Source organism: Micromonospora sp. WMMD967 (genome assembly GCF_029626165.1).
GTDB lineage: Bacteria > Actinomycetota > Actinomycetes > Mycobacteriales > Micromonosporaceae > Micromonospora > Micromonospora taraxaci.
Window position 1 is genome coordinate 2,555,950 of the sequence record NZ_JARUBK010000001.1, and the last position, 12,685, is coordinate 2,568,634.

General features: G+C 72.1%; 10 protein-coding genes. 8 read left to right on the forward strand and 2 right to left on the reverse strand.

What is annotated here, in order from left to right:
- Nucleotides 1–42: 42 nt before the first annotated feature.
- Together O7631_RS12035 and O7631_RS12040 are read right to left on the reverse strand one after the other, a co-directional pair.
- The gene (locus O7631_RS12035; RefSeq protein ID WP_278144313.1) at nt 43–483 is read right to left on the reverse strand and encodes a MarR family transcriptional regulator; all 441 of its coding nucleotides are present in this window, start codon (nt 481–483) and stop codon (nt 43–45) included.
- A 10-nt stretch (nt 484–493) separates the two neighbouring features.
- Nucleotides 494–2,221, reverse strand: coding sequence for an alkaline phosphatase D family protein (locus O7631_RS12040; protein WP_278144314.1), 1,728 nt, complete (start codon nt 2,219–2,221; stop codon nt 494–496).
- Between the two features lie 215 nt (nt 2,222–2,436).
- Here O7631_RS12040 and ftsY point away from each other — a divergent pair, with 215 nt between their 5' ends.
- The 8 genes from ftsY (at nt 2,437) to ffh (ending at nt 12,680) form a co-directional block, all read left to right on the forward strand.
- A complete protein-coding gene (ftsY, locus tag O7631_RS12045) occupies nt 2,437–3,618 on the forward strand; it encodes a signal recognition particle-docking protein FtsY (protein WP_088991059.1) in 1,182 nt (393 codons plus the stop codon).
- Nucleotides 3,619–3,624: 6 nt separating this feature from the next.
- Nucleotides 3,625–4,488, forward strand: a complete 864-nt coding sequence (locus O7631_RS12050) for an aminoglycoside phosphotransferase family protein (protein WP_278144315.1) — start codon at nt 3,625–3,627, stop codon at nt 4,486–4,488.
- Nucleotides 4,489–4,764: 276 nt separating this feature from the next.
- Nucleotides 4,765–6,177 carry an ammonium transporter gene (locus O7631_RS12055; protein ID WP_278144316.1) on the forward strand — a complete coding sequence of 471 codons (1,413 nt, stop codon included), beginning with the start codon at nt 4,765–4,767 and terminating at the stop codon, nt 6,175–6,177.
- A gap of 25 nt (nt 6,178–6,202) precedes the next feature.
- Nucleotides 6,203–6,541 carry a P-II family nitrogen regulator gene (locus O7631_RS12060; RefSeq protein ID WP_172862163.1) on the forward strand — a complete coding sequence of 113 codons (339 nt, stop codon included), beginning with the start codon at nt 6,203–6,205 and terminating at the stop codon, nt 6,539–6,541.
- Between the two features lie 7 nt (nt 6,542–6,548).
- On the forward strand, nt 6,549–8,879 hold the full coding sequence (locus O7631_RS12065) for a [protein-PII] uridylyltransferase (protein WP_278144317.1): 2,331 nt from the start codon (nt 6,549–6,551) through the stop codon (nt 8,877–8,879).
- 335 nt (nt 8,880–9,214) lie between these two features.
- Complete coding sequence (locus O7631_RS12070) at nt 9,215–10,357, forward strand: sensor histidine kinase (RefSeq protein ID WP_278144318.1); 1,143 nt, start codon at nt 9,215–9,217, stop codon at nt 10,355–10,357.
- Nucleotides 10,354–11,010: a response regulator transcription factor gene (locus tag O7631_RS12075; RefSeq protein ID WP_278144319.1), complete on the forward strand. Its 657-nt coding sequence runs from the start codon at nt 10,354–10,356 to the stop codon at nt 11,008–11,010. The genes O7631_RS12070 and O7631_RS12075 overlap by 4 nt, the downstream gene beginning before the upstream one ends.
- A gap of 110 nt (nt 11,011–11,120) precedes the next feature.
- Complete coding sequence (gene ffh, locus O7631_RS12080) at nt 11,121–12,680, forward strand: signal recognition particle protein (RefSeq protein WP_269680652.1); 1,560 nt, start codon at nt 11,121–11,123, stop codon at nt 12,678–12,680.
- The last annotated feature ends 5 nt before the right edge of the window (nt 12,681–12,685 follow it).

Consider the following 12,685-nt stretch of genomic DNA (forward strand, 5'->3'; position numbering starts at 1 on the left):
ACAACCGGGGGAGCAGGTGGCGTATTCCCCGTCACCCCGGGTTCAGGACCAGGAATCGTTGAGCCGACCGAGCAGCCGGGCGAGCTCCTCGATGTCCCGCTCCGGCCAGCCGTCCAGCGCACGCACGAACTCGCCCAGCCGGGCAGCCCTGGCGACGTCGAACCGATGCTGCCCCTCCTCGGTGAGGCTGATCTGCGCGGCCCGACGATCACTCGGATCCGGATCGCGGTGGACCAGGCCGAGGACCTCCAGGGCGTTGATCTGTCGGCTCAACGTCCCCTTGCCCACACCGAGGCGCGCCGCCAACTCGGTCAACCGGATCGAACCGCTGCGACGCAGCCAGAGCAGCAGCCCGTAGGTGTTCGGCTCCAGGTTCGGGTGCACCTCGCGGGCGATCTCCCAGGAGACCGCCCGCCCACGACGCAGGAGGGCGGTCAACTCGTGCTCGACCGCCCTGATCGGTTCCGGCAGGTGCTCTTCCACGCCGTAGAGACTACGGCGAGGTCGGTGGCGAGGCGGCCGACAGCCGACGCCGCATCACGGTGCGTAGGTGCCCGTCCTTCGTGGTGCCCTCGATGACCACGTCCGCCCCACGCCCCCGATGCGTCAGGGTCGCGACCGCGTTGCCGAAGTACGGCCCCGCCAGCTTGCGCCACCGCACGCTCGGTCGGCGCACACCGGCGGAACGCGCGAGCGCCCGGGTGGCACCGGCCGGACCAGCCGACCACCCCATCTTCATCAGCGGACGGATACCGGCCGGCACCTGGTTGTGGATCGGTGAACAGGTGAGTTGGTGCACAGGCGTGACCACCGCCGGGTCGCCGAACCGGGCCCGGGCCACGTACGAGTGGTGCACGTCCCCGGAGAGCACACTGATCGACGCAGGTGGGGCGTACGCCGGACCGGCGCCGATCCGCGCGCCGGACTCCCTCGGAGTGCCGGTGCCGATCCTGGCGAAGGTCTCCGCGAGCCCCTCGAAGGACCGCCGGAACGCCGCCCAGTGCTCCAGGTCCAGTGCGCGACGCAGCTTCTCCGCCCCGCGCGCCACCCACGGGCGACGCGACTCCGCCAGCTTCTCGTTCCACGCCTCGATGTGGTGGATGCCCTGCGGCAGCAGCCAGGGCAGCGAGGCGCCGACCACGAGGTGGTCGTAGACCCCGTGCGCCTGGTCCAGGAACCAGGACCACTCGCCCGGTGGCAGCATCGCCCGGCTGCCCGGGTCGAGCACCCGACTGCACCGGTTGTCGAGCATGACCAGGCGGGTACGCCCCAGGTCCAGTGCGTAACTCCACTGGTACTGCACCGCGCGCCAGCGCTCCGTGTCGTGCGCCACGTCCGACTCCTGGTCGACCCGGTGCCCGAACTCGCGCAGCACGCCCGTCGCGTCCTCGGCGGCGATCACCTTCGCGAAGACCGGGTCGGCGGTGATCTCGTCGGGGGAGAGGTTGCCCAGGTGCTGGTAGACCCAGTACGAGGCCAGCCCGCTGCCGATCCGCTCCTGCCACCACGGCTGCTCGCGGACGTCCGCCCGCCAGGCCGCCGAGGTGTTCCAGTCGTCGATGATCTCGTGATCGTCGAAGATCATCACGCTCGGCACCGTGGAGAGCAGCCAACGGATCTCCGGGTCACGCCAGGACTCCAGATAGAGCTTGGTGTACTCGTCGAAGCTCACCACCTGGTCGGCCGGGGCGCCCTTCGGACGCCGACGCCGCCGACGCAGCAACCGGCGCACCGTGGGCGAGGTGACGTCGGCGTAGACCTGGTCGCCGAGCAGCACCAGCAGATCCGGCAGCGGGTTCGACTCCGGGTCGGCCATCCGCCTTCGGGCGTACGCGTCCAGCGCGTCCGGCGGCAACTTACGGGTGGTGGCGTGCTGGGTGGTCTCCCGGCACGAGCCGAAGATCAGGCTGACCGGCTGGTCGCGGTCGTCGGCGGCCCGGGTGCGGATCACGCTCGGCGGGAAGCCGCTGCTCGACACCGGCCAGACCAGCTCGTCGTCGACCAGCACCTCGTAGGTGGTCTCGCTGTCCGGGGTGAGCCCCTCCACCACCACGAGCGCGTAGTGGTGGTCGTACGCCGAGAAGGTGGGCGCGCTGCCGGTGGCGCCGCCCGCGGTGCGGACGGTGACCACGGCGGGCGCGGCGGTCTCCACCCAGATGGTCGCTCGGGTGTCCACCACTCGCCGCAGGAGTGGGCCGATGAGGAGGTGTGCGGCGGGCATGCGGCCGAGCCTACCGCCGGTTTCCAGCACCGGCCGGATGCGGTGGCTGAGACCCCAGGCATCGCTCGGGACGCGGTGACGGAGACCCCGGACATCGCTCGGGGCGCGGTGACGGAGACCCCGGGCACCGCTCGGGGGGCGGTGGCGGAGACCACGGGCACCGCTCGGGGTGCGGTGGCTGGGACGCGGCCGCCCGCATCTGACAGGATTCCGGCATGGCCGAATATCTCGTCCTCGCTCTGGTCCTGCTCGGTGTGCTGATCGCCGGCACAGTCGGGCTGGTCGTCCCGCGACTGCGGCGGCGACCCGAGCCCCCGTTGCCGCGCACGGAGGTCGACACCAGGGCAGAGGAGGATCTCGCCGGCCCGCCGGTCGAGGCACCGGAGTCCGATCTGTCCACCGGCGTCCTGGTCGAGCCGCCGCCGGTCGTCGAGGCGCCCGTCGAGGTGCCCGAGCCGACCGCCGGGCGGCTGGTCCGGCTCCGCTCGCGGCTGTCCCGCTCGCAGAACGTCTTCGGCAAGGGCCTGCTCGGCCTGCTCGCCCGCGACCACCTCGACGAGGACGTCTGGGAGGAGATCGAGGACAGCCTGATCACCGCCGACGTCGGCGTCGACGCCACCCGCGACATCGTCGACCGCCTCCGCGAGCGCACCCGTGTGCTCGGCACCCGCTCGGCCTCCGAGCTGCGGGCACTGCTCGCCGCCGAGTTGGTCAACGCCCTCGACCCGAGCATGGACCGGTCGTTGCGGACCGCTCCGAAGGACGGTGTGCCGGCGGTGGTCCTGGTCGTCGGCGTCAACGGCGCCGGCAAGACCACCACCTGCGGCAAGATCGCCCGGGTGCTCGTCGCCGACGGTCGCAGCGTGCTGCTCGGCGCCGCGGACACCTTCCGGGCCGCCGCCGCCGACCAGTTGGAGACCTGGGGCTCGCGCGTCGGAGCGGAGACGGTGCGGGGGCCCGAGGCCGCAGACCCGGCCAGTGTCGCCTTCGACGCGGTCAAGCGCGGCATCGACACCGGCGTGGACACCGTGCTCATCGACACCGCCGGCCGACTGCAGAACAAGGTCGGCCTGATGGACGAGCTGGGCAAGGTCAAGCGTGTGGTGGAGAAGCAGGGCCCCATCGACGAGACGCTGCTCATCCTGGACGCCACCACGGGCCAGAACGGCCTGGAGCAGGCCCGGGTCTTCACCGAGGTGGTCAACGTGACAGGTGTGGTGCTGACCAAGCTCGACGGCACCGCGAAGGGCGGCATCGTGATCGCGGTGCAGCGCAAACTCGGCATCCCCGTGAAGCTGGTCGGCCTCGGCGAGGGCAAGGACGATCTGGCCCCGTTCGACCCGGCGCAGTTCGTGGACGCGTTGCTGGGGACCGAGGCCGCCGGACGGGACGCGTAGTCTCGGGTGTCCAGTGACAACCGCGCATACGCGGGCTGGCGCGAACCCGGCCACCCTTCGCAGCGCCTCGGGAGACCGTACGTGACTTCGCAGGAGATCCCGCTGCACGGCGGCAACGTGAGCACCGTCGTACGCGTCGGTGACACGGTCCGCCGCAACGCCGGGCCGTGGACACCGTCGGTGCACGCCCTGCTGCGGCACCTGGAGTACGTGGGCTTCACCGGCGCCCCGCGAGCGCTCGGCATGGACGAGCGCAACCGTGAGGTGCTGTCGTACCTGGAGGGGGAGTGCGGAGAGTACCCGCTCGCCCCGCACTGGGTGACCGACGAGGCGCTGGTCACCGTCGCCACGATGCTGCGGATGTTCCACGACGCGCAGTACGGCTTCACCCCGCCACCGAACGCGGTCTGGCGCTCGTTCGGCCCCCCGCCACCGGACACCGAGGTGATCTGCCACCACGACGCCGCGCCGCACAACGTGATCTGGCGGCCGGACGGCACCCTCGGGCTGATCGACTTCGACCTCGCCTCGCCCGGCGCACGGATCTACGACGTGGCGTACGCGGCCTGGACCTGGGTGCCGATCTTCGCGGACCGGGACTCGATCACGCTGGGCTGGAAGCACCCGGACCGGCCCCGCCGGCTCCGACTCTTCGCCGACGCGTACGGGCTGATCCCCCGGGACCGGCACCGGCTGATCCGGACAATCCGCAAGCGGATCGTGGACCACGTCGAGGGCATCCGCCGGATGGCCGCCGCCGGTGAGCCGGCGTTCGTCCGGATCGTGCACAAGGGCCACCTGCGCCGACCGATGCGCGATCTCCGGCTGCTCGACTACGAGCGGCACGCGCTGGAGAACGCCCTCCGCTGAGGGGCGACCGGTCGATGCTCGGGCGGTCCCGTCGGGCGATCCGGTCGATGGGTCGGGCCGGTCGGCCATCGACGTCCACCGTCCGGGCGATCCACCACCGTCCATGCCGCTGAGTGTGCGGACTTCGTGACACGTACGAAACAACCTGTCACGAACCGGAAACCCGCGCGGGACCCTGGGTGAAACAGCCGGCAACAAAGCTTCCGCGCAACCGGCCTACGGGCGACGCTGCCCCGGAAAGCCGCGAAGGAGGACTTCACCCTTTAGGAGGCCAGCGTGCCTGAAGCACCGACGATCGACGGCGCCAATACCACGTGGCTGCTGGTTTCGACCGCGCTCGTGCTGCTCATGACCCCCGGACTGGCGCTGTTCTACGGCGGCCTCAACCGGGCCAAGGGCGTACTCAACATGATGATGATGAGCTTCTCCGCCATCGGGCTCATCTCGATTCTGTGGTGGTTCTACGGATTCAGCGTCGCCTTCGGGACCGACGTGAACGGCTTCTGGGGCGACCCGGGCGCGTACCTCGGCACCAAGACCTTCCTCGCCGAGACCGACCTGTGGGGTGCCACCGCGGAGAACCCCAGCGGCATCGGGGTCCCGCTCTACGTGTTCATGGCCTTCCAGATGGTCTTCGCGGTCATCACCGTGGCACTGATCAGCGGCGCCATCGCCGACCGGGCCAAGTTCGCCGGCTGGCTGCTGTTCGCCTTCGGCTGGGCCACCCTGGTCTACTTCCCGGTCGCCCACTGGGTGTGGGGCGGCGGCATCATCGGCGGCGACATCCACGCGCTGGACTTCGCCGGTGGCACCGCGGTGCACATCAACGCCGGTGCGGCGGCCCTGGCCGTGGCGCTGGTGCTCGGCAAGCGGCTCGGTTGGCCGCGCGAGGGCATGAAGCCGCACAACATTCCGCTGGTCGCGCTCGGTGCGGGTCTGCTGTGGTTCGGCTGGTTCGGGTTCAACGCCGGCTCCGAGCTGACCGTCGACTCGGTCGCCGGCCTCGCCTTCATTAACACCCAGCTCGCCACGGCCGCCGCGGTGCTCGGCTGGATCGCCGTCGAGTGGATCAAGGACCGTAAGCCGACGATGGTCGGTGCCTCGTCCGGCGCCGTCGCCGGCCTGGTCGCCATCACCCCGGCCTGTGGTTTCATCGCGCCGTGGGCCGCCGTCCTGCTCGGCATCGTCGCCGGTGCCGTCTGCGCGCTGGCCATCAGCCTCAAGTACAAGCTCGGCTACGACGACTCGCTCGACGTCGTCGGCGTGCACTTCGTCGGTGGCTGGATCGGGTCGCTCTGGCTCGGCCTGTTCGCCACCAACTCGGTCAACGCCGCCATCAGCGACGTGGTGGGCGCCTCCGACGGGCTCATCTACGGCGGCGGCGTGACCCAGCTCGGGCGGCAGGCGCTCGCCGGCCTGATCGTCACCGTCTGGTCGTTCGGCATCGCCTGGGTGCTCGCCTTCGTCATCGAGAAGACGATCGGCTTCCGGGTCAAGGCCGAGGCCGAGGTCGAGGGCATCGACATCGGCGAGCACGCCGAGAGCAGCTACGACCTGTCCCCGGCCGGTGGCGGCACGGGCGGCGCGTTCGCGATGGCCGGCATCGGAACCACCGGTGGCGGTTCGACGAGTGGTGCCAAGCCGGAGGCGGAGCCCGCCGAGCCGGTCAGCGAAAAGGTCGCCGGTTAACGTTCCTGGGATGGAGGGGTTGGACATGAAGCTGGTGACCGCGGTCATCAAGCCGTACCAACTGGACGCGGTGAAGGAGGCCCTGCACGCCCTCGGGGTGGCCGGGCTGACCGTCAGCGAGGTTCAGGGGTACGGGCGGCAGAAGGGGCACACCGAGGTCTACCGGGGTGCCGAGTACACGGTCGAGTTCCTGCCCAAGATCCGGGTCGAGGTGCTCACCGACGAGATCGACGTCGACAAGGTGGTGGACGCCATCGTCGGGGCAGCCCGTACGGGCAAGATCGGTGACGGCAAGGTCTGGGTCACCGGTGTCGAGGAGGTCGTCCGGGTGCGTACCGGCGAGCGCGGCCTAGACGCGCTCTGACGACGACATGACCTCGTTGATCAGGAAGAACGCGTCAGGGCACGCCGCCGATGGTGACGCGAACCTCTTGGTCAACGAGGTCGTCGGCGTTACCGGGGGGATCGGAGAGGCTGCTCGACTCTCCCGGGCGGCGGCGTACGACGTGTTCCTGCGCGGCCTGCTCCCGGAGCGGGACGGGGTGGCGCTGCTCGCCGTCGGTGGGTTGGGTCGGCGACAGTGTGCCCCCTACGGCGACCTCGACCTCGTCCTGCTGCACGCCGGGGTGCCCGGCATCGACGAGGTGGCCGCCTCCGTCTGGTACCCGATCTGGGACGCGGGCCTGCGGCTCGACCACTCGGTGCGTACCGTCTCCGAGGCGCTGTCCGTGGCCCAGGACGACGTCAAGGTCGCCCTCGGGCTGCTCGACGCCCGCCTGGTGGTGGGCGACCAGGCGCTGGCCGACTCGCTGATCCGCACCGCCGCCGATCACTGGCGGCGCACCGCCGTCCGGCACCTGCCGGGCCTGCGGGAGGTGACCGAGGCCCGCTGGCAGGCCCACGGCGAGTTGGCCTTCCTGTTGGAGGGTGACCTCAAGGAGGCCGCCGGCGGTCTGCGCGACGTGGGGCTGCTGCGGGCGATCTCCGCCGCCGGCATCACCGACGCGTTGCGCCCCGCGGTGCGCGCGGCCCACCTGCGCCTGCTGGACACCCGCGACGCCCTGCACCAGCAGGTCGGCCGCCGGGTCGACCGGCTGGTCGCCCAGGAACGCGACGGAGTGGCACGCCTGCTCGGGCTGCGACAACTCCAGCCCGGTGTGTCTGACGCCGCGCGGCAGCCTGGCGCCGTGGTGGAAGACGGTGACGCGCTGCTGCGCCGGGTCGCCGGTGACGCCCGCACGATCAGCCACGCGTTGGACGACGCGTTCCGCGCCGCCGACCGGTTGCGCTCTGGGCGCTCCCGCAACGGTGGTGCGCGCCCCGTTCGCCGCCCGGTGGCCCGCGACGTGGTGGAGCACGACGGTGAGCTGGTGCTGGCCCGGACGGCGATCGGGGCACGGCCCGACCCGAGCCTCTCCCTGCGGGTGGCCGCCGCGGCTGCCACGACCCGCCTGCCGATCGCCCGAGCCACCTGTGAGTGGCTGGCGGCGTACTGCCCCCCGCTGCCCGCGCCCTGGCCGGCTGATGCCCGGGCCGCCCTGACCACCCTCCTCGGTGCGGGTCCCGGTCTGGTGCCCGCCTGGGAGACCTGCGACAGGTACGGGCTGATCGACAACTGGCTGCCCGAGTGGACCCGGTTGCGCAGCCTGCCGCAGCACAACCCGGTGCACCGCTACACCCTCGACCGGCACCTCGTGCAGACCGCCCACGAGGCCAGCCGGCACGCCCGTGACGTGGAGCGCCCTGACCTGCTGCTCCTCGGCGCGCTCCTGCACGACATCGGCAAGGGACTCACCGGTGACCACAGCACCGTCGGTGTGCCACTGGCCCAGGCGGTGGCGACCCGGATCGGTCTGCCTCCCGCCGAGGTCGAGCTGATCGGCATGCTGGTCCGGTTGCACCTGCTGCTGCCCGACGTGGCCACCCGCCGGGATCTGGCCGACCCGGTCACCATCGCCTCGGTGGCCGAGGCGGTGGGGGACACCAGCACCCTCGACCTGCTGCACGCGCTGGTCCGCGCCGACGCGGCGGCGACCGGGCCGGCAGCCTGGTCGGACTGGAAGGGTCGGCTCGTCGCCGAACTGGTCGCCCGGGTCCGCACCGCGCTGGACACCGGCGTACTCCCGGAGCCGCCCACCCCGGACCCGGCGCTGCTGGCCGGGCCGCTGCCGGTCGTCCACCTGACCGGCGACCAGGTGTCGGTCGCCGCGGCCGACCGGCGGGGCCTGCTCGCCACGGTGGCGGGCTGCCTGGCCCTGCACCGGTTGGAAGTGATCTCCGCGGACGCCTCGGTGGTGGACGGCCGGGCCCTGGTCGAGTGTCGGGTGCAACCCCGCTACGGCCTTCCGCCGGACCCGGTCCCGCTCCGCGCGGACCTGCGTCGGGCCGTCGCCGGCGACGTGTCGGTGACCCAGCGGCTGCGCGGCCGGGCGCTCGCCGCCCGGGGCAGCGGGGCTGCTCCCCGGGTCGTCTGGCACCGCGAGGCGGCCACCGACGCGGTGCTGCTCGAGTTGCGCGCCGCCGACGCCGCCGGGCTGCTCTACCGGGTGACGTGTGCGCTCGACGAGGCGGGCGCACTGGTCCGCGCGGCCCGGATCTCCACTCTCGGCGCCGACGTGGTCGACGCGTTCTACCTGGTCGGCGGCTGGCCGGACGATGCCACCCGGGCCCGCCTGGAGGCCGCGGTCCTCGCCGCCGTCTGACCGCGGTCGTTGCCGTCGCCGGCCGCGCGGGCCGCGCACCGGGCGGTTCCGGCGGCGACCGGCCGCGCGTCTGACGACGGCACGGCCGCCCGCTGGACGAGGGCGCGGTCGCCCGTGCGAGCTGGCTACCTCGATGGGCGATATACCTCGGAGTCATATTCATACCTGAGAGTCATATCGCTCATCGGAGTGTCCGCCGCCGGGCTCGCCGCCGTGACCCGGCGCGCGGAGAAGCGGCGGGCCCCGCTGGTGGCGGCCGATACGTCGGCGGACGTAGCGACGGTGCCGCCGCTGGACGCACGACGGGTGCCTCCGGCGCGGGCAGAATGACGGCCATGCGACCAGGTGGGCGGTGGGGATGGCCGGATGCGGTGCCGGCCCTGGTGCTGCTCGCGTTCGGGCTGCTCGCCACCGGGCTGGCCGGAGACAACCAGCCCGGGTCCAGGCCGGTGGACTCGCTCTGCCGGGTGCTGATCGCGGTCGCCGCGCTCGCCCTGACGGCCCGGCGGCGCGCCCCGGTGGCCACCCTCGCCGCGGTCACCGTGGCCACCTCGACGTACCTGGTGCTCGGCTACCCGTACGGACCGATCCTGCTCGCGTTCCTGCTCGCGGTGTACACGGTGGCGGCGCGACTGCCGGTGCGGTCGGCGGTGCTCGCGGCGGGCGGCGCGTTCGCCCTGTTGGTGCCGCACGTCTTCGTCACCCGAGGTCCGGCGCCGGGCTGGGCGGGAGTGCTGCCCGCGTCGGCCTGGGTGGTCGTACCGTTCGCGGTGGGCGTGGTGGTGCGGGTCAGCCGTGAGTCGGCAGCGCGTACCCGCGCAGAGGAGGCCCGCACCCGTGCCGAGCAGGCTCGGCGGCAGGCCGACGAGGAGCGGCTGCGCATCGCGCAGGAGGTGCATGACGTGGTGGGGCACGGGTTGGCCGCGATCAGCATGCAGGCGGAGATCGCCCTGCACCTGTTGCCGAAACGGCCGGAACAGGCGGAGACCGCGTTGACGGCGATCAGTCGGACCAGCCGGGAGGCACTAGACGAGCTCCGGGTCACCCTCGGCGCCGTACGGCAGGGTGCCGAGCGCGGGCCGGTGCCCGGCCTGGCCCGGCTCCCGGCGCTGCGCGACCGGCTCGCCGGTGCCGGGCTCGCCGTCGAGACGCGGGTGACCGGCGAGCCTCGGGAGTTGAGCGCACTGGTGGACCTGACCGCGTACCGGGTGGTGCAGGAGGCATTGACCAACGTGCTGCGGCACGCGGGGGTGACCAGCGCCGAGGTGACCGTCGACTACCGCGCCGACGAGGTGACAGTCGAGGTGACCGACCGGGGTACGGGCACCGGGACCGCGGTGTCGGACGGTGGGGACGGGCACGGTCTGGCCGGGATGCGGGAGCGGGTCGAGGCGCTGGGCGGGCGGTTGGACACCGGGCCGCGCTCCGGCGGCGGGTTCCGGGTGTACGCCCGGCTGCCCGCGGAGTCGACCAGGTGATCCGGGTGCTGGTCGCCGACGACCAGGATCTGGTCCGGCTCGGTCTGCGCGCGCTGGTGGAGAGCGAGGACGACCTGGCGCTCGCCGGTGAGGCCGCCGACGGGCTGCGGGCTGTCGAGCTGGCCCGCCGGGAACGGCCGGACGTGGTGCTGATGGACATTCGGATGCCCGGCATCGACGGCATCGAGGCGACCCGGCGGATCGTCGCCGATCCCGACCTGGCCGGCACCCGGGTGGTGGTGCTCACCACCTTCGAGCTGGACGAGTACGTCTTCGACGCGTTGCGGCACGGCGCGAGCGGGTTCCTCACCAAGGACACCCGTCCGGCCGATCTGCTGCGCGCGATCCGGCTGGTCGCCGAGGGGGAGGCGCTGCTGTCGCCGTCGGTGACCCGCCGGGTGGTGCGGGAGTTCGCCACCCGGCCGTCCCGGGTGCTTCGCCCGCACCCCCGGCTGGACGCGCTCACCGACCGGGAGCGCCAGGTCGTCGGCCTCGTCGGTGAGGGCCTGAACAATGAGGAGATCGCCGTCCGGTTGGTGGTCAGCCCGGCGACAGCGCGGACCCACGTCAGCCGCGCGATGGGCAAGCTGGGAGCCCGGGACCGGGCCCAGCTCGTCGTCTTCGCGTACCAGTCGGGGTTGGTTTCGGGGTGAGCCCCGGGCCGCCAGCGGCCTTGCGGGCGGGCGGTTACCCTAGCGGGGGCCGGACTCCGCAGTGCCGGCCGCGTTGTGCCCGCCGGAACACTGACAAACGGGATGTTCGCGTGTTTGACACCTTGAGTGACCGCCTGTCCGGGATCTTCACCAAGCTCCGCGGCAAGGGGCGGCTCACCGACGCCGACATCGACGCCACCGCGCGCGAGATCCGCCTCGCGCTGCTGGAGGCGGATGTCGCGCTGCCGGTGGTCAAGGGCTTCATCGCGGCCGTGAAGGAGCGGGCTCGCAGCGCGGAGGTCTCCCAGGCGCTGAACCCGGCCCAGCAGATCATCAAGATCGTCAACGAAGAGCTGATCAACGTGCTCGGCGGCGAGGGCCGGCGGCTCCAGTTCGCCAAGCAGCCGCCGACGGTGATCATGCTGGCCGGCCTCCAGGGTTCGGGTAAGACCACCCTGGCCGGCAAGCTGGCCCGTTGGCTCAAGGGCCAGGGGCATCAGCCGCTGCTGGTCGCCGCCGACCTCCAGCGCCCCAACGCCGTCGGGCAGCTCCAGGTGCTCGGTGGTCGGGCCGGTGTCGAGGTGTACGCCCCGGAGCCCGGCAACGGCACCGGTGACCCGGTGCAGGTGGCGCGCGCGTCGATCGAGCACGCCAAGCGCGCCGCCCGCGACATCGTCATCGTCGACACCGCCGGCCGCCTCGGCATCGACGCCGAGATGATGCAGCAGGCCGCCGACATCCGCGACGCCGTCTCGCCGGACGAGGTCATCTTCGTCATCGACGCGATGGTGGGTCAGGACGCCGTCCGCACCGCCGAGGCGTTCCGCGACGGCGTGGGCATCACCGGTGTGGTCCTCTCCAAGCTCGACGGCGACGCCCGTGGTGGTGCCGCGCTGTCGGTGCGCGAGGTCACCGGGCAGCCGATCCTGTTCGCCTCCACCGGCGAGAAGTTGGAGGACTTCGACGTCTTCCACCCCGACCGGATGGCCAGCCGCATCCTCGGCATGGGCGACGTCCTCACTCTGATCGAGCAGGCCGAACAGGCCTTCGACTCGGATCAGAAGGAGAAGATGACCGCCAAGCTCATGGGCGGCGAGCAGTTCACCCTGGACGACTTCCTCGACCAGCTCATCGCGGTGCGACGGATGGGCCCGATCGCCAACGTGCTGGCCATGATGCCCGGCATGGGGCAGATGAAGGACCAGCTCTCCGAGCTGGACGACAGCCACTTCGACCGGGTCACCGCGATCATCCGGTCGATGACCCCGGGCGAGCGGACCAACCCGAAGATCATCAACGGCTCCCGCCGGGCGCGCATCGCCAACGGCTCCGGCGTCACCGTGATGGACGTCAACCAGCTGCTCAACCGCTTCGCCGACGCGCAGAAGATGATGAAGCAGATGGGCGGCATGATGGGTCTGCCCGGCGGTGGCCGGCGCAAGGCGACCAAGTCTCCGAAGAACAAGCGCAAGGGCACCAAGGGCGGCGGTCGCCCGCGCACGGGCGCCGGCGCCGGGATGCCGGGCGGCTTCCCGGGTGGCATGCCGCAGCTCCCGCCGGGGATGGATCCGAACGACCTCGCCGGCGGCCAGGGCCTCCCGCCCGGCTTCAAGCTGCCGAAGATCGACTTCAACAAGCTCGGCAAGGGCGGCGACAAGGGCCCGCGCTGACGCGT